At 68.8% G+C, this 18,909-nt stretch carries 19 protein-coding genes; 13 read left to right on the forward strand and 6 right to left on the reverse strand.

Annotated features, from left to right (window positions below; genetic code table 11):
- Nucleotides 1–52: 52 nt before the first annotated feature.
- The 4 genes from ACFV15_RS43655 to ACFV15_RS43670 all read left to right on the forward strand — a co-directional run bounded on the left by ACFV15_RS43655 (nucleotide 53) and on the right by ACFV15_RS43670 (nucleotide 2,876).
- On the forward strand, nucleotides 53–319 hold the full coding sequence (locus ACFV15_RS43655) for an HPr family phosphocarrier protein (RefSeq protein ID WP_378358780.1): 267 nt from the start codon (nucleotides 53–55) through the stop codon (nucleotides 317–319).
- 75 nt (nucleotides 320–394) lie between these two features.
- Nucleotides 395–1,156, forward strand: a complete 762-nt coding sequence (locus tag ACFV15_RS43660) for a DeoR/GlpR family DNA-binding transcription regulator (RefSeq protein WP_378358781.1) — start codon at nucleotides 395–397, stop codon at nucleotides 1,154–1,156.
- A gap of 32 nt (nucleotides 1,157–1,188) precedes the next feature.
- Nucleotides 1,189–2,046, forward strand: coding sequence for a carbohydrate ABC transporter permease (locus tag ACFV15_RS43665; RefSeq protein ID WP_378358811.1), 858 nt, complete (start codon nucleotides 1,189–1,191; stop codon nucleotides 2,044–2,046).
- Nucleotides 2,047–2,048: 2 nt separating this feature from the next.
- Nucleotides 2,049–2,876 carry a carbohydrate ABC transporter permease gene (locus ACFV15_RS43670; protein ID WP_378358812.1) on the forward strand — a complete coding sequence of 276 codons (828 nt, stop codon included), beginning with the start codon at nucleotides 2,049–2,051 and terminating at the stop codon, nucleotides 2,874–2,876.
- On the opposite strand, the gene ACFV15_RS43675 is transcribed toward ACFV15_RS43670, so the two are convergent.
- The 4 genes from ACFV15_RS43675 to ACFV15_RS43690 all read right to left on the reverse strand — a co-directional run bounded on the left by ACFV15_RS43675 (nucleotide 2,796) and on the right by ACFV15_RS43690 (nucleotide 11,403).
- Nucleotides 2,796–4,220: a GH1 family beta-glucosidase gene (locus ACFV15_RS43675; RefSeq protein WP_378358783.1), complete on the reverse strand. Its 1,425-nt coding sequence runs from the start codon at nucleotides 4,218–4,220 to the stop codon at nucleotides 2,796–2,798. The genes ACFV15_RS43670 and ACFV15_RS43675 overlap by 81 nt on opposite strands.
- 13 nt (nucleotides 4,221–4,233) lie before the next feature.
- Nucleotides 4,234–5,517 carry an ABC transporter substrate-binding protein gene (locus tag ACFV15_RS43680; RefSeq protein ID WP_378358785.1) on the reverse strand — a complete coding sequence of 428 codons (1,284 nt, stop codon included), beginning with the start codon at nucleotides 5,515–5,517 and terminating at the stop codon, nucleotides 4,234–4,236.
- A gap of 137 nt (nucleotides 5,518–5,654) precedes the next feature.
- Nucleotides 5,655–9,320, reverse strand: a complete 3,666-nt coding sequence (locus tag ACFV15_RS43685; protein WP_378358787.1) for a BTAD domain-containing putative transcriptional regulator — start codon at nucleotides 9,318–9,320, stop codon at nucleotides 5,655–5,657.
- 34 nt (nucleotides 9,321–9,354) lie between these two features.
- Nucleotides 9,355–11,403 carry a BTAD domain-containing putative transcriptional regulator gene (locus ACFV15_RS43690; RefSeq protein ID WP_378358789.1) on the reverse strand — a complete coding sequence of 683 codons (2,049 nt, stop codon included), beginning with the start codon at nucleotides 11,401–11,403 and terminating at the stop codon, nucleotides 9,355–9,357.
- A 377-nt stretch (nucleotides 11,404–11,780) separates the two neighbouring features.
- Between ACFV15_RS43690 and ACFV15_RS43695 the strand changes: the two genes are divergently transcribed.
- From ACFV15_RS43695 to ACFV15_RS43715, 5 genes are all read left to right on the forward strand, one after another.
- Nucleotides 11,781–12,098, forward strand: a complete 318-nt coding sequence (locus ACFV15_RS43695) for a hypothetical protein (RefSeq protein ID WP_378358791.1) — start codon at nucleotides 11,781–11,783, stop codon at nucleotides 12,096–12,098.
- A gap of 82 nt (nucleotides 12,099–12,180) precedes the next feature.
- Nucleotides 12,181–12,807, forward strand: a complete 627-nt coding sequence (locus tag ACFV15_RS43700; RefSeq protein WP_378358793.1) for a LuxR C-terminal-related transcriptional regulator — start codon at nucleotides 12,181–12,183, stop codon at nucleotides 12,805–12,807.
- A gap of 283 nt (nucleotides 12,808–13,090) precedes the next feature.
- Complete coding sequence (locus ACFV15_RS43705) at nucleotides 13,091–13,477, forward strand: tautomerase family protein (RefSeq protein ID WP_378358795.1); 387 nt, start codon at nucleotides 13,091–13,093, stop codon at nucleotides 13,475–13,477.
- 76 nt (nucleotides 13,478–13,553) lie between these two features.
- On the forward strand, nucleotides 13,554–13,721 hold the full coding sequence (locus ACFV15_RS43710; protein WP_378358797.1) for a hypothetical protein: 168 nt from the start codon (nucleotides 13,554–13,556) through the stop codon (nucleotides 13,719–13,721).
- A gap of 112 nt (nucleotides 13,722–13,833) precedes the next feature.
- Nucleotides 13,834–15,591, forward strand: a complete 1,758-nt coding sequence (locus tag ACFV15_RS43715; RefSeq protein WP_378358799.1) for a hypothetical protein — start codon at nucleotides 13,834–13,836, stop codon at nucleotides 15,589–15,591.
- Nucleotides 15,592–15,855: 264 nt separating this feature from the next.
- Here ACFV15_RS43715 and ACFV15_RS43720 read toward each other — a convergent pair whose 3' ends face one another.
- Nucleotides 15,856–16,281: a MarR family winged helix-turn-helix transcriptional regulator gene (locus ACFV15_RS43720; RefSeq protein ID WP_378358801.1), complete on the reverse strand. Its 426-nt coding sequence runs from the start codon at nucleotides 16,279–16,281 to the stop codon at nucleotides 15,856–15,858.
- Between the two features lie 85 nt (nucleotides 16,282–16,366).
- Between ACFV15_RS43720 and ACFV15_RS43725 the strand changes: the two genes are divergently transcribed.
- Both ACFV15_RS43725 and ACFV15_RS43730 read left to right on the forward strand, forming a co-directional pair.
- Nucleotides 16,367–16,771, forward strand: a complete 405-nt coding sequence (locus ACFV15_RS43725) for a nuclear transport factor 2 family protein (RefSeq protein ID WP_378358802.1) — start codon at nucleotides 16,367–16,369, stop codon at nucleotides 16,769–16,771.
- Entirely contained in the window at nucleotides 16,768–17,133 is a 366-nt protein-coding gene (locus tag ACFV15_RS43730) for a VOC family protein (protein WP_378358804.1), read from the forward strand. The genes ACFV15_RS43725 and ACFV15_RS43730 overlap by 4 nt, the downstream gene beginning before the upstream one ends.
- Here the strand turns inward: ACFV15_RS43730 and ACFV15_RS43735 are convergent.
- Nucleotides 17,120–17,995, reverse strand: a complete 876-nt coding sequence (locus tag ACFV15_RS43735; protein WP_378358806.1) for a LysR family transcriptional regulator — start codon at nucleotides 17,993–17,995, stop codon at nucleotides 17,120–17,122. The two genes, ACFV15_RS43730 and ACFV15_RS43735, sit on opposite strands and share 14 nt — an antisense overlap.
- Nucleotides 17,996–18,056: 61 nt before the next feature.
- Between ACFV15_RS43735 and ACFV15_RS43740 the strand changes: the two genes are divergently transcribed.
- Nucleotides 18,057–18,401 (forward strand): DoxX family protein, encoded by a 345-nt coding sequence (locus tag ACFV15_RS43740; RefSeq protein ID WP_378358808.1) that lies wholly within the window; start codon nucleotides 18,057–18,059, stop codon nucleotides 18,399–18,401.
- A gap of 46 nt (nucleotides 18,402–18,447) precedes the next feature.
- Nucleotides 18,448–18,873, forward strand: a complete 426-nt coding sequence (locus ACFV15_RS43745) for an OsmC family protein (protein WP_378358809.1) — start codon at nucleotides 18,448–18,450, stop codon at nucleotides 18,871–18,873.
- Nucleotides 18,874–18,909: the final 36 nt, after the last annotated feature.

Below are 18,909 nucleotides of genomic sequence, written 5' to 3' on the forward strand. Positions count from 1 at the left end.
GTTCTAACCGTCGGGAACACTCACGACCCCTTTAACCAGAAAGGCTTTTGTCATGCCCAGTGCTCGTGTTGTTGTCGGGTCGAAGGTCGGGTTGCATGCGCGGCCCGCGCGGCTGCTGGTCGAGGCTGCGGGGAAGCAGGCGGTGCCTGTCCTCATCGGACGGGACGGCGGCAAGGCGGTGCCCGCCGACAGCATCCTGGCCGTCATGGCGCTCGGGGTCGGCGGCGGCGAGGAGGTCGTTGTGTCCGCCGACGGCGAGGGGGCCGAGGCGGCGCTGACCGAGATCACCGCGCTGCTCGCCGAGGACCTCGACGCCTGAGCGAATGTCCGGTTGTGTTGTCGAAGCCACACGATTCCAACTATTGTCACACCCTGAGGCCGAGGGAGGTGACCGATGTACGCCGAGGAACGGCAGCGCGCGATTCTCAAGCAGGCTCGCCAGCATGGCCGGGTCGACGTGGCGACATTGGCGGCCACCTTCGAGATCACCAGTGAGACCGTGCGGCGGGATCTCACCGCGCTCGAGCGCAGCGGGGTGCTGCGGCGGGTGCACGGTGGCGCGATCCCGGTGGAGCGGCTCGGGTTCGAGCCTGGCCTGGCGACGCGTGACACGGTGATGACCGCCGAGAAGGAACGGATCGTCGCGGCCGCGCTCGAACAGGTGCCCAACGAAGGCGCCATCCTGCTCGACGCGGGGACCACGGTCGGCAGGCTCGCCAAGATCATTCCCGCCGACCGGGAACTCACGGTCGTGACGCATTCGCTCACCACGGCGTTCACGCTGGCCACCCGCCCGAACATCACGCTGATGCTGGTCGGCGGGCGGCTGCGGGCCCGCACCATGGCCGCGGTCGACAGCTGGGCGCTCAACGCGCTCAAGGACACCTACGTCGACATCGCGTTCATCGCCACCAACGGCATCTCGATCGAGCGCGGCCTCACCACCCCGGACACCGCCGAGGCCATGATCAAGCGTGCCGCCATCGCGGCCGCGCGGCGCACGGTGCTGCTCGCCGACCACACCAAGATCGGCAACGACCACTTCGCCAGGTTCGCCGATCTCAGCGATATCGACACGATGATCACCGACAGCGGCGTCGATCCGCAGCTGGCCGACGAGATCGCCCAGACCGGCATCAAAGTGATCACCGTTTGAGTGTCTTGCGGCACCGGCTCGGCCCGTACCTGCTGACCGCTCCGTTCTTCGTGCTGTTCGGTGTGTTCGGGCTCTTCCCGATGCTCTACACGGCCTGGGTGGCGTTGCACGACTGGCATCTCGTCAACGGTGACAAGGGTTTCGTCGGCTTCGACAACTTCCTCACTCTCGCCACCGACCCGCATTTCTACAACGCGCTGTTCAACACGGTGAGCATTTTCGTGCTCTCCACCGTGCCGCAGCTGCTCGCCGCGCTCGGCCTGGCCGCGCTGCTCGACCGGCCGCTCCGCGCGCGCACGATGTGGCGTGCCAGTGTGCTGCTGCCCAATGTGGTGTCGGTCGTCGCGGTCGCGCTGGTCTTCGGCCAGCTCTTCGCGAAGGACTACGGCGTCGTCAACTTCATGCTCGGGCTCGCCGGCCTCGACCCGGTCGACTGGCGCTCGGACCGGCTCGCGTCGCACATCGCGATCGCCGCGATGGTGATGTGGCGCTGGACCGGCTACAACGCGCTGCTCTACCTGTCCGCCATGCAGTCCGTGCCGCAGGAGCGCTACGACGCCGCGATGATCGACGGCGCCTCGCGCTGGCGGACGTTCTGGTCGATCACCGTGCCCGCGATCCGGCCGACCATCCTGTTCACCGTGGTGGTCTCGACCATCGGGGGACTGCAGCTGTTCGCCGAGCCGCAGCTGTTCGACGACTCGGGCACCGCGGGCACCGGGGGAGCGGACCGGCAGTTCCAGACCTTGGCGATGTACCTGTACGAGCGCGGGTTCGGCCTGTTCGACGCGGGATACGCGGCCGCCATCGCCTGGGTGCTCTTCCTGCTCTCCGCCGGGTTCGCGCTGGTCAACTTCCTGCTGGTGCGCCGGGTGCGGGGCGGTGAGTGAGCATGGCACGTGCCAGGCCGGGGCTGCTGGTCCACGGGCTGCTGCTGGCGACCGGCATCGGCTCGATCTTCCCGCTGTACTGGTCTTTCGTCGTGTCCAGCCGGGACAACTCGGCCATCGGGGAGGCGACGCCGCCGCTCGTGCCGGGCGGCAACCTCTTCGCGAACATCCGCGAGGTGTTCGACAAGGTCGACTTCTGGCTGGCGCTGCAGAACTCGATGATCGTGTCCACCACGGTCGCCGTGTCGAACGTCGTGCTGGCGAGCCTGGCCGGATTCGCCTTCGCCCGCCTCAGATTCCGTGGCCGTGACTCGCTGTTCCTGGTCGTCATCGGCACCGCGATGGTGCCGGCGCAGCTCGGGGTCATCCCGCTTTACCTCGTGGTCGGCGAACTCGGCTGGTACGGGCGGCTGGAGGCGGTGGTCGTGCCGGGCCTGGTCGGCGCGTTCAGCGTCTTCTGGATGCGGCAGGCCTGCGAAGAGGCGATCCCCGCCGAGCTGATCGACGCGGCCAAAGTGGACGGTTGCTCGACGCCGCGGGTGTTCTGGCATGTCGCCGTGCCCGCGATCCGGCCGCAGGCCGCGGTGCTGGCCATGCTGACGTTCATGACCGCGTGGAACGACTTCTTCTGGCCGCTCATCATCTTGGACCCGAACCAGAGCCCGACCGTCCAGGTGGCACTGTCCAGATTGGCCAGTGGCTACTTCACGGACTACTCGCTCATGCTCACCGCGGCGACGCTCGGCGTGCTACCGGTCGTCGCGTTGTTCATCCTGCTGGCCCGCCAGATCGTCAACGGCGTCATGCAGGCCGGCGCGTTCCGGCGCTGAATTGCCCGCCACCACGGCGGCGAAGAACCGGGCGCTGTCCTTGATGATGCGGTGCTGTGTCTCGAAGTCGACATGGACCAAGCCGAAGCGCTGGGTGTAGCCCATGGCCCATTCGAAGTTGTCCAGCAGTGACCAGGCCAGATAGCCGCGGACGTCCGCGCCGCGCGCGACCGCGTTGTGCACGGCGCCGATGTGTTTCGCGAAGTAGCGCACCCGTTCGGCGTCGTGCACCCGGCCGTTCTCGACCACGTCGGCGAACGCGGCGCCGTTCTCCGCGACGATCAGCGGCAGGCCGTCGCAGTGGGCGGTGAGCCAAAGCAGCAGGTCGGTGAACGATTCCGGGCGCTGCTCCCAGCCGAAAGAGGTCAGCTCGCCCTGCGGCGGCAGCACATCCATGCCGCGCAACCCCGGCAGCGGGCAGTTGCTCTTGGCGGCCGGATCGGCCAGCGGTGTCGACCGGGTCGGCGCGTAGTAGTTGACACCCAGCCAGTCGAGTGGCTGGGCGATGAGCTCCAGGTCCCCGTTCTGGATCGCGGGTTCGAGCGTGCCGATATGCGCGAGGTCCTCGAGCAGCTCGGGCGGGTAGCCGCGGCCGAGCACCGGGTCGAGGAAGAACCTGTTGTGCAGGAAGTCGAACTTGCGTGCGGCCTCGCGGTGGACCTCATCGTCCACTTCGGTCAGCACAGGGGAGAAGTTGAGCACAATGGACACTTCTTCGGCGCCGCTCGATCGCAGTGCCTGTACGCCGTGGCCGTGTGCGAGCAGCAGGTGATGCGCGGCGACGAGCGCGGCGCCGTCGTCCTTCAGGCCCGGCGCGTGCTGGCCGTTGCCGTAGCCGAGAAAAGCGGCACAGAGCGGCTCGTTGATCGTGGTCCACTGCCTGACCCGGTCGCCGAGTGCTTTGTGGACGGTCTGCGCGTAGTCGGCGAAGTACCCGGCCACGTCCCGGTTGCGCCAGCCGCCTTCGTCTTCCAGCGCCTGCGGCAGGTCCCAGTGGTAGAGGGTCAGCATCGGCGTGATGCCACGCTCCAGCAGTCGGTCGATCAGCCGGTCGTAGAACGCGATGCCGCGCGGCTCGATCGTGCGGCCGTCCGGCATGATCCGGGACCAGGCCGTGGAAAACCGGTAGTACGGCATGCCGAGTTCGTGCAGCAGTTCGATGTCTTCGCGGTACCGGTCGAAGTGCTCGCACGCCCGCTCACCGGTGGCGCCGTCCAGGATCTTGCCAGGCTGCGCGGCGAAAGTGTCCCAAATGGACGGTCCGCGCCCGTCGGCCGTGGCCGCGCCCTCGACCTGGTACGCGGCGGTCGCCGTGCCCCAGATGAACTTGTGCGGAAAAGTCACCGCGACCCACTCCCTAGTTCGCTGCCGCCGCGCGTGCCTCGGTGGTCGACTGTTCCCACGCCTCGTCGATGCTCTGCTTGCCTTCTTCGACCCGGCCGAGCCCGTGCCCGAACGCGGGCCGCACGTGCGCGTCGCGCAGGCCGCGATAGTTGGGGCGCAACGCTTCCGCCGACGCGGCGAAGAGCTTGCCGACCGGCGCGCCGCTGAAATAGGCGTTGGTGTGCGAGAGCACCGCGTTGTCCTGGTACGCGTCGAGCGCGCTCGGCAGCAGGCCGCTGTCCAGGAAGATCCGCTTCTGCTGCTCGGGTGCGGTCAGCCAGGACGCGAGGTCGTACGCCTGCTTCTGGTGCGTGCCCTGCGCGGGGATGGTCAGGTACGACCCGCCCCAGTTGCCGCCCTTGCCCGGCATCGACGTGACGTCCCATTTGCCTGCCAGCCCGGGGCCGCCCGCTTCCTGGATCTGGGTCAGCATCCAGGCCGGGCAGGTGATGGTCGCGAACCGGCTCTGCTTGATCGCCACGGTCCACGGCTGCGTGAACGGCGTGACCCGCGCGGTCAGCCCCTTCGCGCCGATACCGCCGGCGAGCGCGAACGCCGAGTGGATCGCCGGGTTCGTGTCGCCGATGAAGGAGTCGTTCGCCTTGGCGAAGTAGTTCTCCTCGGACTGGTTGATGATCGCGGTGTAGATCGTGCCTGCCGAATCGGCGAACTTCGCGTCGGTCACCTTGCTCGCGAACCGGTCCGCCACCTGTGCGAACTGCTCCCAGGTCGGCCACAGCGCGGCGACGGCCTCGCGGTCCGTCGGCAATCCGGCCTTCTCGTAGAGGTCGCGGCGGTAACACATGGCGAGGCTGCCCATGTCGGTGCCGAGCCCCATGACGAAGTTCCCGTCGCTGACGACGCCCTGATCCCATTTCCACGGCCGCCACCGCGGCCGGAGCTCGTTCGCGCCGAATTGCCCGAGGTCCGCGAATTTGTCCTTGGACTGCCGGAACTGCGGCATGTACTGCTCTTCGATGGCGACGACGTCCGCCGCGCCGCGCCCGGCGCCGAGGCTGGTCGCGAGTTGTTTGTGATGTGTTTCGAAGTCGGCAACCCGGCTCACCACGGTCGTTCCGGGATGTGCCTTCTCGTACTCTTTCAAAAGCTTTTCATATCCGAACTCGCCGAATGTCGCGACGGTGAGCGTGACCGGCCCGTCCGCTTTCGGCCCCGCCGCCGTGCCTGAACAGCCCGCGAGCACCAACGCGCAGGTCAGCACCGCGGCGATCGCCGGCAAACCAGTCGGGCGGGCCATGACTCTCCTTCGTCGGTCAATGCTCGGATTATGCATTCGTCCCCGTATTCCGGCGGTGCCTCTTGACTGTTCGGGCAAGCATGGTGCCCGAGTGAACCTCGTGTGCCCGTTCGCCGCACTGCCCGCGTTATAAATGGTCAAGCGAGACGGCGGGGCAGCTGATCCCCGACCATGATCCGGGAGTCGGCGTGCAACTTCGTCAGTACGCGGGACACGAGCGACTGGACGGTACGCCGGGGCAGGCTGAGCTCGGCCGCGATCTCCGGGTTGGACAGCTTCGCCGCGACCAGCTGCGCGATCCGGATTTCCAGCGGGGACAACGATCCCGTGCTCGGGCGGTTCGCCTGGTTCAGCACGCCGTAGGGCCGCAGCCTGGCTTCGGCGCGGCGGATGCTCCAGCCGGCCGAGACGGTGCCGAGCACCTCGGCGGCCTCGGTCAGCGACCGGGTGGCGTGGTCGATGTGACCGGCGCGGGCGAGCAGCTCGGCGGCGTCTTCGAGCGCGGCGGCGAGCTCGATGGGTCTGCCGACTTCGCGGTAGTGGTCGGCGGCGGCGAGCGCGCCCTCCGGATCAGCGTCGATCAGCGCACGGCACCGGGCAGCGGCGGCGGCCGCGCGGGCCGGGACGGTCTCCTGTTTCGCCTCCTCGGCGCAGACGGCCAGCGCTTCGTGGGCGATGTAATGGTTTCCGGCCGCGAGCGCGATGCGGACGACGTCGGGCAGCCATTGATGGCGCAGCATCATTCTCGCGAAATCGGGCCGCAGCACCGGGCTGAACAGGCGCAGTGCCTCCTCGGGCCGCTGCCGTTGCTCGGCGGCCAACGCCATCGCGGCGAGGTAGAAGTCGCAGCTCTCGCGCTCGGACGGGTTCGAGGGGGAGTGGGCCTCGGCCGCCTCCAGATGCGCGCGCACCGCGGCCCGCTGGTCGCGGTGACCGGCGATCAGCGCGGCGACCCCGTGCAGCAGGAGCGCGGCGGCGCCTGCCTCGCGGACGCCGTTGAACGTGATCGCGGGGCCGTCCTCGGTCACCGAGTCCAGCTCGGCGAGCGCCTCGTCCCAATGCCCGATCCAGTAGTAATGCACCGCGGCCGACACCTGCGGGCCGACCGGCAGGCCGTGCCTGGCCGCGAGGTCGTACCCGGCGTGCAAGGTCGACTCGGCCTCGCCGAGCCGGTCGAGGTTCTGCAGTGTGAAGAGCCGGTTGTCGAGCAGGTCGAGCCGCAACGCCGCCAGCTCGGCGCTGTCGCCCGTGGTGTCCAGCGCCGCGTTGACCGACTCGAGCGCGCGGTCGTGCGCCCGGCGGATCGAGTGGATCAGCCAGAGCGTCTGCAACGCGTGCGCGGCGGGATAACGCTCACCGGCGGCGCTCGCCTCCTCGTGCAGCTGCAGCGCGGTCCGCTCGGTCAGGTCGAGGTCGGCGAGGTCACCGCGCCGGAAGTTGGCGAGCAGCGTCTGGTTCCTGGTGCGCCAGCTCTCCGGCAGCTCCGGGTCGTTCATCGCGTCGGCCATCGTGGCCAGCGCGCCGGGCGTGTCGCCGCGCCGGTATTGCAGCGCCGCCAGCACATGCCGCATCTCGACGCGGTCCGCCGGATCTTCGGCGACCCGCACGGCGTGCGCCGCCTCGGACTCCGGCTCCTGGCCGAGCCGGAACAGCACGCGGACCATCGCCGCGGTCAGCGTGCCGCGCTCGGCGCCGCTGGGCACAGCGCTGTCCAGCGCACGCCGCAGCAGTTCGACCGCGATGTGCGGGGCCCGGTTGGAGACGGCGATGTGGTTGGCGACCAGCCACCGGACCACCCAGGCGTCGACCTGGACCGGCTCGGCCGCGAGCTGTTCGGCGACCCGCTTGACCGGCGCGGAGTGGTCGGCCAGCGCTTCGGCCGCACGCCGGTGCAACACGGCGCGCAACGGCTTGGCGATGCCGTCGTAAAGCGCCTGGCGCTGGAACGGGTGATGGAACGCCAGCTTCTCGCCCGCGGATTCGACGACTCCGGCGCCAGTGGCCTCTTCGAGCGCGGCCACCAGTTCCAGCGGGGACTTCCCGGCGATCGCGGCGACGTCCTCCACCTCGAACTCCGCGCCGAGCAGCGACGCGCTGCGCAGCACCTGCGTGGTGGCGGGGTCGAGACACTCCAGCGTCCGGCTGACCGCGGCGAGCAGCGAGCGCGGCGCGTTCTCGGTGACGTCGAGTGCGACCTCGGCGACACCGTCGACTATGCGCACGGCGCCGCGCCGCAGCAGATCGTGGGCGATTTCCCTGGCGTAGAGCGGATTTCCGGACGCGCGCAGCACCAGCGGCCGCAGGCTCGCGCTGAGCTCGGCGCCGAGAATCCCCTCGAACACCTCGCGGATCTCGGTCTGGCTCAACGATTCGATCGACAGGACCTCGCCAGCCCTGGCTTCGACGCCACGGCGCAGCCGGGTCAGTTCGTGACGGCCATGGCCGGTGCGGCATGCGGCGACCAGTAGCAGCGGCAGTTGCCGGGTGGCGGCCGCGAGCCGTTGCCACAGCAGCACACTCGCCTCGTCGGCCCAGTGCAGATCATCGATCACCAGCACCAGCGGACCGGCCGCGCAGGTCTCGTCGACCAGCGCCAGCAGCCGGTCGACCGCGGCCAGAATCGGGTCGGACGGGCCCCAGTCGCCATGCGCCGGTTCGGCGTGCAGTTCCCTGGCCAGCTTGGCCTTGGCCGGATCCGCCGAGCCATGCCGCACGTCCAGGCATTCCATGATCACGTTCAGCGGAAACCGTTGCTGCAGCTCGTCGGCGGCCGTCCACGCCAGCTGGCAGCCACGCTGCCCCGCGCTCGCCAGCCCGGCGGCCAGCAGCTCGGACTTGCCGATGCCAGGCTCACCCTCGATCCACACCGGACGGCCACGCCCGGCGAGCACCTCGGTGACAAAACCGTGCAGCAGCCCCACTTCTCGCTTCCGCCCGAGGAAGACACCGGAAGCACCGCCACGCTCGATGGCCCGCGCGATCGGCGGCGGCACGATGGACAGCGGCTGCCGCCGAGGCGTCAGCGACTCGTCCGCGGTGCCGTCCAGTATCCGCTGGTGCAGCTCACGCAACGCGGCGCCGGGTTCGACACCCAGCTCTTCGACCAGCACCTGCCTGGCGTCGCGGTACACGGTGAGCGCCTCGGTCGGCCGCCCGCTGCCGTGCAGCGCCCGCATCAGCGGCTCGTACAGCGACTCGCGCAGCGGATGCCTGCGCACCAGCTCGGCCAGTTCGGCGACGAGCTCACGGTGACCGCCGAGTTCGAGCAGCAGCTGCGCGCGCAACTCGATCGCGGTCAGCTGGAGTTCGGCCAGCCGTGCGCGTTCCTGCTCGGCGAACGGCCCCGGCACCCCCGAAAACGCTTCGCCGCGCCACCGGTCGAGCGTCGTGGTCAGCAACGCGGCCGCCTCACGGGGATCCGGCGCTGCGCGGCGCCTCGCCTCGGCGGTCTCCTGCTCGAACAGCCGCACATCCAGGTCCGCCCGGTCCAGCCGGAGCGCGTAGCTCGAACCGGCCGACGAGAGCAGATCGTGGGGCGCGATTTCGGGGACGGCGTTCCGGATCGCCCCGCGCAGGCCCGAGATGTAGGTGTGCACGCTGCCGGTCGCACTGGCGGGTGCGGCGGCGCCCCAGACGTCCGCGATCAGTTCCCCGAGTGTGATCGGCTGGCCGCACCGCGCGGCGAGCGTCGCGAACACGGCGCGTTGCCTCGCCGGGCCCAGCCGCAACTCCGAGTCACCGAGCCAGGCGCGGGGCGGTCCGAGCAGTTCGACGCGTAACCGGTCGTCCGACCCGTTCGTCACGCCGGCTCCATTCTCTGGCTGCTTGTTCCGCAGTTTAAGACGTCCGCTCCCGGCGATGGTTGCTCACCGGCGCGAACGTTGCGAATGGGGCGTTCACCACGCTCAAGGTTGCGAATGTGGCGTTCGCGAAGCCGCGGCTTCCGGGCCCGGCGGGCGCCCTGGCCGCCCGGACGGGTAAGCACGGTGGTTCCGGCAGCAGCAGCCGTGCCAGCGCGGCGGTCACCGCGAGGCGCACATCCTCGGGAAGGCCCCATTGCTGGGAAATCCGGTGCAGCAGCTCGACGGCGTGGTCGGCGGAAAGTCCGTCCACATTGGCCAGTACCCACTCGGGCACCCATTCCCTGGTGAGACTCTCCGGCGCCGCGAACAACTGCTCGGCGACCCGTTCCGGGCGTGCGCCCGCGGTGGCCATGGTGGCCGCGATCTGCTGGTGCAGCATCGCCCGCATGGCGGGCGGGGTCGCCGCGTAGAAGACCGCGCGGACCAGCGGGACACGGAAACGCAGCAGCTCACCGGCTTCTTCGAGGACGCCGGCGTCGAGCGCCTCCTCGGCCGACTCGACGAGCAGCGGCAGCTCGATGCCGGTCGCGTGGGTGAGGTCGGTGACGCCGAACGTGTCGCCGAACAAGGCGGCCGAGTTCAGCATTCTCTTGGCGGACAACGAAAGCGAGGCGAGGTGGTCCTCGACGAGCGCGGCGGGCTTCGCCCTGCCGTCCATCGCGCCGGGCGCGGTGATGTCGTGGCCTCGCGCGTAGTCCTCGAGCAAGACGCTGAGGTAGGCCGGGCTGCCGCCGCTGTGCGTCCGCATGAACGCCAGTGTCGCGTCGGCGGGGCGTCGGCCGAGCAGTTCCTCCGCGAGGTCGGCGGCCGCGGTCTCGTCCAGACCGGACAGTGTGATGACCTCGGCGTTCCCGCGAAGCATGGCCAGTTCACCCCGGTGGGGCTGGGGGCGCGCGGAGCCGATCAGCAGGAGCGGCAGGTGCCTGGTGAGGCGGTGCAGGCGCTGCCAGACGAGGAGGCTTTCCTCGTCTGCCCACTGCAGGTCCTCGAAGACCAGCACCAATGGGCCTTGGGCGCAGAGCGCGGTGACGGTCCGCTCGGGGTGCTGCGTTTCGCCGAGGCAATCGGCGATCAGGCTCAACGGCCTCCGGCGGCAGAGCTCGTCACCAGCGGTCCAGCGGACGTTCGCTTTTCCGGCCAACGCTTCCGCGAGCAGTGCGCTCTTGCCGCTGCCCGCTTCGCCTTCGATCCACAGCGCACCCTGATTGGCTTGGCGCACGCGGTCAAATTCCGCTTGCCTGCCAACGAAAATCGACGGCCGCTGGGGTCCGGGGGCCGCGGTGTGCATCCGCTGGCTCAGCGCGAGCAGTTCCGCGCCTGGTTCGAGGCCGGACTGCTCGATGATGGTCTCGCGGGCGTTGCTGAACGCCTCCGCCGCTTCGGCCTGGCGTCCTGACCGGTACAACGCCGTGATGTGCATGCGGTGCAGGCCTTCGTGCAGCGGATGCTGCCGGACGAGCGGCGCGAGCTCACCGGCGAGTTCGCGGTGGCCACCCAGGCGCAGCGTCACCTCGGCGTGCCGTTCGAGTGCGTAGATGCGCATCTCTTCAAGCCTGGCGCGCTGGGTTTCGGCGTAGGGACCGGGAATGCCGCTGAGCACTTCGCCTTGCCAGAGCGCGAGTGCCGCGCTGAGCGCGTTCGACTCGGCCTGATCGTCGCGGTTGAGCCGGTGGGTGCTGGCCTCGTCGAGGTGCCGTTCCGCGAGATGGACGTCGATCTGCGGCTTGGGCAGGTTCAGGCAGTACCCGGCGCGAGCGGTGCTCAGGAGGTCGGCCGACCCGAGCGCGCGACGCAGCGCGGAGATATAGGTATAGACACTGCCCGCGGCGCTGGGCGGTGGATTCTCGCCCCAGACGGCCTCGACGAGTTCTTCACGGGAGACGACCTGCCCGGCTCGTAACGCGAGTACGGCGAAGACCGCGCGGCGCTGGGCCGGGCCGAGCGCGAGCTCGGTGCAGCCGTGCCACGCCGCGACGGTGCCCAGCAGCCGGACCGTGCGGGAATCGCCCTCGTTCACCGTCATTGGCCAGTTCCTGTTGCCCGTCGCTCCAAAGGAATCTTTTGGGTTCGCCGGAGTCTAATCCCGTTTCTGTGGGATTCGCAACCAATCGGGCACCGTTTCATGTTGGTTTGCGCGTCGGCCATCTTTGCGCTGGGAAAGCTCGTGAGTCGCGCCGAAGTGCGAATCTCCCGCGATTATTCCAAATACTGCTCACCGTGAGCGTCTGGCCGACAACGCACACTTTGGGTCACTGGCCCGTTTGTGTTGGTTTGGTCGTCTGATCGTATGTGGTCGAGCGGGCAAGGCCGCCGCGTTCACGGGCAGAACTACCGCGCTGGGCTGCCGCTATCCGGTTCACGTGGTCATGCTGGGCCGGACACCGAAGTGAGGACGTGCCAGTGGAGCAAGCACGCGAGAAGTTCGACGGGGACCTCCTGCTCGCGCTGGCCGTCGAAGGCAGACTCGTACTGGACGCCGAGCTGGCCGACTGCGTCGTCGCGGAGCTGCGCCGGACCGAGGCGATCGTCCACGGCAGGCTGGCCGCGCTCGGAGGGCCCGGCGCGGTGGCCGGGCTCGACCAGGAAACGGTCGATCTGCGCTTCGCCGAGGTCGCCGAACCCGGCAGGCTGCGTGCCGCGCTGGCCCAGCTGCCGCGGTACATAGCGGCATTCGAGCAGGCCACACGGGTCTCCACGCAGGTCTTCACGCCACGCTGAGAATCCGTAGAGGGTTCGTGAAGAACTCCTTCCCAGACTGGGACGCAGCGTACTTAACGCTTCGAGTTTCGGAGGGATCCCAGTGGGCACGGAAACGCAGGACATCACCGTGGCGGTCTACGCGCCGGATCCGATCACCGCCGCCGGGCTGGCCAGCCAGCTCGGGCCGTTCACCGTGGCAGGCTGGGAGCAGCGCGCGGACGCGGGCGTACTCGTCTTCGGCACCGAGCGCCTCACCCCGGAGATCGTCCTGCAGCTGCGCAGGCTGTCGACCGAGCAGGCCAAGCCGGTCGTGCTCGTGGTCAGCCAGATCGGCGAGGCCGAGCTGCTGCCCGCGATCGAATGCGGCGTGGTGGCCGTGCTCCCGCGAGCCGCGACCACCGCCGAACGTCTCGCCCACGCCGTCCGTGCCGCCGCGACCGGCGGCGGAATCCTCCCGCCGTCCCTGTTGGGGGAATTGCTCAAGCATGTCGAACGGTTGCAGCGTGAGGTGCTCGACCCGATGGGATTGAACACCGCGGGCCTCACCACGCGCGAGATCGACGTGCTGCGGCTGATGGCCGACGGGATGGACACCGTCGAGATCGCGGAGAAACTGTGCTACTCCGAGCGCAGCGTCAAGCACATCATCCAGGGCGTGACCAGCAGGCTCAACCTGCGCAACCGTCCCCACGCGGTGGCTTACGCGGTGCGCGCCGGCGTGATCTGAGCACGCCGATCCCCTCGCGGCGGGGTCGTGAGTGGTACCGCCGGTTCTAACCGGCCGGAACACTCACGACCCCCCGAGACGAGGACGCCGCGCGGCCGCCTAGGGGAGCGGACCACGCGGGCCGCGGCCGGGAAAGGGGTCGCCCCTCGTCCGTCCGGCCGCAAGCCGAAACTATCGCGGTCGTCGAGTAAAACCCTGCCGCAGGCCGCTTTTTGGGCCGCGTGGGCAGCGGAGAGGACCAAAAGGGCAGCCGAACCACTCTGTACCTACTAGTATGTACAGCATGCCTCTCGTTCGCATCGACGCCCTGCGCGCCGACACCGCCCGCCTCGACGCGCTCGGCCGCGCCGTCCACGACGCACTGGTCGAGACGATCGGAATCCCGCCCGACGACCGCTTCCAGGTCTTGACCAGCCACGACAGCACCCTGCGCTACGACGGCTTTCTCGGCATAGACCGCGACGACGACATCGTCTTCGTCGCGATCACGATGCGGTCCGGCCGCTCGCCCGAGCTGAAGCGGGCGCTCTACCGCCGGATCGCCGACCTGGCCCACGAGTACGCGGGCACGGAGCCACGGAACGTCGTCATCACGCTGACCGAGAACGAGCCGATCGACTGGTCGTTCGGCCACGGCGTCGCGCAGTACGCGCAGCCGGCCGAATCCTGAACTCCTGCCAGGGTTTCGTCTTAAGGCCGTCCTAATTTCCGGCTCGGCATGCCGGGCACGGACTTACGCTCGGAACGTGAAGATCGCACTGTGGCTGGGAATGTGCGGGCTGTGTGCTGCGACCGGCCACGCGATCCTTGGTGTCATCGGGTTTGTGCTGCTGCTCGGCTGTTGCACCGCGTCTCCCGGCACGGCGCACACGCACGCCAGGAAACTGGCCGGGCGGATCTCTGGTCGCGAATAGGTCCTATGTTGTGCGAATCAATTCTCACGAATTGGGACTTTGCAGGGCATATTTCCGCGCCGTAGCATGACTCGAGCGGTAGACATCCGATGTATCGCTCGGTGGAGGCCTCATGTGGCGACGAATGATCGCTGTGCTGACGTTGGCCGCCCTGCTGACGCCCGTCCCGGCCGCGCAGGCCGGGCGGCACGAGACCGTGCGTGGCTGGACCATTCTGTCCGACAGTGACGCCGGCGCCGACGCCGTGATCGCCGCCGCGCGGCCGTATCGGATCAACCACCTGCAACTGAGCCACGAGATCGTCTACGACCTGCGCGAGGTCCGCGATCCCAGGAAGCAGGCGCAGACCAACCGGCTCACCGAGTCCGCGCACCGCGCCGGTGTCAAGGAAGTCGCGGTCTGGGATCACGCGCTCTATGGACTGGACTACTACCCGCGGCGTTTCCGGACCGGCCCCGGCGGCACCATCGATCTCGACAATCCGGAGTTCTGGGCCTGGTTCAAGCAGGACTACCGCAGCATGCTCGACCTCGTCCCCGGCACCGACGCGGTGGTGCTGACTTTCATCGAGACGGGCGCCCGCGTGGAGCGGCAGTACTCCGCGAAGCTCAAGACCGACGCGGAAAAGCTCGCCTACCTCGTCGACCAGGTCGCCGATGTGGTCGTCGACGAGCGCGAGCGGAACCTCTATCTGCGCACCTTCGGGTACTTCCCGGCCGAGATCGAGCGGACGGTCGAAGCGATCGGGCTCGTCGAGCACCGCGACGGCATCCGCGTGATGGCGAAGGCGGTGCCGCACGACTTCTTCATGACGCACCCGAACGACCGGTGGGTGCAGGCCATCGATCGTCCGACCATCATCGAGTTCGACACCGCGGGCGAGTACAACGGGCAAGGCAAGATCGCGGGCGCCTGGCCTGAGGAACACGTGAACCGTTGGCGCTACTACGAACAGCTGCCCAACGTCATCGGCTACACCGCGCGCACCGACCGGTACGGCGAATCGCGGATCGTCGGCACGCCGACCGAACTCAACCTCTACGCCCTGCACCGGGCGACGCAGAGCCGGTACCTCCCGGTCGACCTCATGTACTGGGAGTACGCCATCAAGACCTACGGCTGGCTCGCCGCGGCCAGGGTCCAGTCGGCGCTGCGCAGGTCGTTCGACATCGTCACGTCCTCGCTCTACACATTGGGCACCAACAACGCCAATCATTCCAAATTGGACTATGAGCCGTACTGTTCGAGCTATCACCGCAGTGTGCCTGGCAAATGGATCGATCCGCCTGTGGTGACGGTCGGCCACGACGTCAACCGCGGCTTCCACGACTGGATCGACATCGTCGACCATCTCGCGCCCGCGTCGTGCAAGACCGACGGGATCCTGCGTCGCGAGGCCGGTTATGTGCTCGACAACGGCTGGGTCAAGCCTGGCAACAACATGGAGCCCGCATACCTCGACCACATCGTCGCGGAGAAGAACTGGAGTGTCCGCCAGGCCGAAGCCTCATTGGCCGATATCGAAGCGGCCAACCGGTTTCTGCGGCCGGAGCAGTACCGGCAGCTCAAGGGATACTTCGAGCGCACGCTGTTCACCGTGAAGCTGCATCGGTCCGTCGCGAAGGCGTACTTCGGTTACCGGATCTGGGTGCGCGGCGAGTCCTTCCAGAATCCCGCGCTCCAGCGGGCCATCTGGGACGGGCTCACCGAAGCGCGCCAGGTCGCCGCGCAGATGCGCGGCTACCCCGAGCGGGCAGCGACCGGCGAATGGAACTGGATCGTCGACGCCGATCAGGCCGATCTCTACTACACCCGTATCTCGGCGGGGTGGGATCGGTACGGCAACGTGAAAGTGCCGCCGCCAAGCTGAAAGGACTCGTGAGTGTTCCCGACGGTTCTATTGAAGGGAAACGCGAAGGTGGCGTGAGGGCCTCCTTCACTGCTTTGTGGGGTGGACGGAATGAACGGGGCGTATGTGTCGCTCAGCGTTGCGAACGCCCCGTTCGCAACGTTGAACCACCCGTGCGGCACCCGCCGAGCAGCGGGCTTGACTCGGGTTGAGTGAGGGAGGCCCTCACTCAGCTGCCCTGGGGCACGCCACATCTGGCCTTCCCCTCATTAACCGTCGGGACACTCACGAGGCGTTGTCGCTGAGGCGGGTCAGCAGCGCGGTGAGTGTGCTGATCTCGGCGTCGCTCAGTCCCGCGCGCAGGCGTTTGTCGTGCGCGATGGCCGCGGTCGCGAGGCGGTGGAAGAGCCGCTCGCCCTCGTCGGTGATCTCGACCAGGTGCACGCGCCGGTTGTCCGGATCGCGGCGCCGGGTCACCAGTCCCGCCGTCTCCATGCCGTTGAGGTGATGGGTCAGTGTCGCGCCCTGGATGCCGACGTCTTCGGCGAGTTCGCGCTGGTTGGCGCGCCGGGCGGTCTTGAGCGACATGAGGATCTGCCAGATCGGCTGGGAGCCGCCCGCGGCCGCGAGCGACTGGTCGAACGCGCGGCTCGCGGTCTTGGCGGCCTTGGTGAGGACCAGGCCGATGGGGGTGGTGACGGGGGGAGGCACCGTCGAACCGTACCGCAACCTAAGGGTTTGACATCTAACAGTTAGACATCTAACGTTCGTGGCACCTCGGCGAACAGGAGAGACCATGAGCACCGAAGAAGAGATCCGCGCACTCGGCAAGCGCTGGGCCGCGGCCGAAGAACAAGGCGACCGGCAGGCACTCGACGAACTCACGGTCGACGGCTTCCGGCTGGTCGGGCCGGTCGGTTTCGTGCTGGGCAAGGAGCAGTGGCTGGCGCGCTATGACGGCGGCGTGCTCGTCACGGAGTCGATCGACTGGTCCGACGTCGAGATCCTCGATCTCGGCGACACCGTGATCGCCATCGGCGTGCACGACCAAGTGGCGTCGCACAAGGGAAATCCCGCGAACGGCCGATTCCGCGCCACCCACGTCGTGGTACGCCGGGATGAGCAGTGGCGGCTCGCGAGCATCCATCTCAGCCCGATCGGCGGGCCGCCGCCGTTCGGCAAGCAGGGGAGCGCACGATGACCATCGAGCTGAATCACACGATCGTGTGGGCACGCGACCGGGACGCCTCCGCGGCGTTCCTGGCGGACATCCTCGGCGTCCCGGTCGATCCGGTGATCGAGCCGTTCGCGCCGATCCGGCTCGGGAACGGCGTCACCCTCGACTATGCGCAGGCCGCCGAGGTCAGCAGTCAGCACTACGCGTTCCTGGTCGGCGACGCCGAGTTCGACGCCGCGCTGGCCCGGATCCGCGCCGCCGGGATCACCTTCTGGGCCGACCCGTTCCACCGGGAACCCGGCGAGCTCAACACCATGAACGGCGGCCGCGGCGTCTACTTCGAAGACCCGGACGGGCACAACATGGAACTGCTCACCCGGCCTTGAGTTCCACGCAGCAGCGGACGAAATCCCGCACGACCTGGTCGGCTCCGTCGTGCCACGCGACGCCGACCTCGGTCGGGCCGACGCCGGTGACCGGCCGGTAGACGACACCGGGCCTGGCGTAGAACCGGGCGGCGGACGCGGGGGCCAGCGCGACGCCGTAGCCGTTGGCGATGGCGTTGAGCCAGGCGTCGGGCTGGTCGGTGACGGCGCCGATCTTCGGCGGGTGCCCGTCGCGCTCGGCGGTGGCGAGCCAGTAGTCACGCCATTCGCCGGTCGTGCCGGGCGCGGCGACGAACGGCTCGTCCCAGAGTTCAGGGAACGCGATCTCGTCGCGGTGCGCGAGGCGGTGTCCCGAGTGCAGCGCGACACAACGGGGTTCGCTGAACAGCTTCGCGACGCGGACCTTGTCCTGGCCGGGAAACGGCAGCCGCAGCAGCGCGACGTCGACCTCACGGTCGGTCAGCCCGGCGGCGGGATTCGACCACGGCGCCTGCCGCATGTCGACCCGCCAGCCGGGGTGACGCGCGGTGAACGCGGCGACGATCCGCTGGGTCGCCTCGTTCGCGGCGCTGGCGATGAACCCGACCCGCAGCACGCGGGCGCCGTTCTTCACCTCACGCAGTGCCAGGTCCCAGCTCTCGAGCAGCGACGGCGCCCGGTCCGCGAGCGCACGGCCGGACTCGGTGAGCGCCATCCCGTCGCGCGACCGTTCGAAGAGGACGACACCCAGCCGGGCTTCGAGCCGCTGGATCTGCTTGGTCAGCGATGGCTGCGACACGAACAGCCGGTGCGCGGCCCTGGTGAGGTTCCCTTCCTCGGCCACGGCGACGAAACAACGCAGCGCGCGGGTGTCGACGTCCATGCCACAAGGTTATAGATACAGGTATTGGACGTGCCGCGGCCGTTTGGCGAGGGTTCTTGTCATGGCTTACGTGATCGTCACCCTCATAGCCGCCATCGCCAACCTCGCCGCGGCCGTCGCCGACTGGTCCCGCGCTGGATTCGTGCTCGCCAACTCGGCTGAGCTGGGTATCTCCGAGCGCTGGGTGCCCTATCTCGCCGTGCCCAAGGCGGCGGGCTCGCTGGGTCTCGTCGCGGGACTGCTCGGCTTCCGGCCGCTCGGGTTCGCCGCCGCGGTGGGGCTGATCTTGTTCTTCGCCGGCGCCGTCGTGGTCCACGTGCGCGCACGGGTGTTCCACAACCTCGGGTATTCGTGTTGCTTTCTCGCGCTGGCCGTGGGTGCGGCCGTGCTGGCCGCCGCCGGATAGTGAATGCTGGGTGCCGAACCAACATCGCATCAGGAGGTACGCCATCGTGGCGACTACACGCACGGCACACACGGTCTGGGAAGGCGAACTGCTCACGGGCAGCGGAACGGTCACCTTCGACTCGTCCGGCATCGGGAGCCAGCCGGTGTCCTGGCCGTCCCGTGCCGAGCAGGCCAACGGCAAGACCAGCCCCGAAGAGCTCATCGCGGCCGCGCACTCCAGCTGCTTCTCGATGGCGCTGTCCCACGGCCTCGCCGGCGCGGGCACCCCGCCGACCCGCCTGGAGACCAAGGCCGACGTCACCTTCCAGCCGGGCGAGGGCATCACCGGCATCCACCTCACCGTCCGCGGCGAGGTCCCGGGCCTGGACGCGGCCGCCTTCGCCGAGGCGGCCGAGGGCGCCAAGAAGAACTGCCCGGTCAGCCAGGCGCTGACGGGCACGACGATCACGTTGAGCGCCGAGCTCGCCTAAGGGACTCGTGAGCGTTGCGGGCGGTTAGAACCGCCC

This window comes from Amycolatopsis sp. NPDC059657, assembly GCF_042734395.1.
Taxonomy (GTDB): Bacteria; Actinomycetota; Actinomycetes; order Mycobacteriales; family Pseudonocardiaceae; genus Amycolatopsis.

Excerpts from the sequence above, each read along its gene's own strand:
- ACFV15_RS43655 (WP_378358780.1), top strand. The coding sequence starts at position 53 with ATGCCCAGTGCTCGTGTTGTTGTCGGGTCGAAGGTCGGGTTGCATGCG.
- ACFV15_RS43660 (WP_378358781.1), top strand. The coding sequence starts at position 395 with ATGTACGCCGAGGAACGGCAGCGCGCGATTCTCAAGCAGGCTCGCCAG.
- ACFV15_RS43670 (WP_378358812.1), top strand. The coding sequence starts at position 2,049 with ATGGCACGTGCCAGGCCGGGGCTGCTGGTCCACGGGCTGCTGCTGGCG.
- ACFV15_RS43680 (WP_378358785.1), bottom strand. The coding sequence starts at position 5,517 with ATGGCCCGCCCGACTGGTTTGCCGGCGATCGCCGCGGTGCTGACCTGC.
- ACFV15_RS43690 (WP_378358789.1), bottom strand. The coding sequence starts at position 11,403 with ATGACGGTGAACGAGGGCGATTCCCGCACGGTCCGGCTGCTGGGCACC.
- ACFV15_RS43705 (WP_378358795.1), top strand. The coding sequence starts at position 13,091 with ATGCCTCTCGTTCGCATCGACGCCCTGCGCGCCGACACCGCCCGCCTC.
- ACFV15_RS43715 (WP_378358799.1), top strand. The coding sequence starts at position 13,834 with ATGTGGCGACGAATGATCGCTGTGCTGACGTTGGCCGCCCTGCTGACG.
- ACFV15_RS43725 (WP_378358802.1), top strand. The coding sequence starts at position 16,367 with ATGAGCACCGAAGAAGAGATCCGCGCACTCGGCAAGCGCTGGGCCGCG.
- ACFV15_RS43730 (WP_378358804.1), top strand. The coding sequence starts at position 16,768 with ATGACCATCGAGCTGAATCACACGATCGTGTGGGCACGCGACCGGGAC.
- ACFV15_RS43735 (WP_378358806.1), bottom strand. The coding sequence starts at position 17,995 with ATGGACGTCGACACCCGCGCGCTGCGTTGTTTCGTCGCCGTGGCCGAG.
- ACFV15_RS43740 (WP_378358808.1), top strand. The coding sequence starts at position 18,057 with ATGGCTTACGTGATCGTCACCCTCATAGCCGCCATCGCCAACCTCGCC.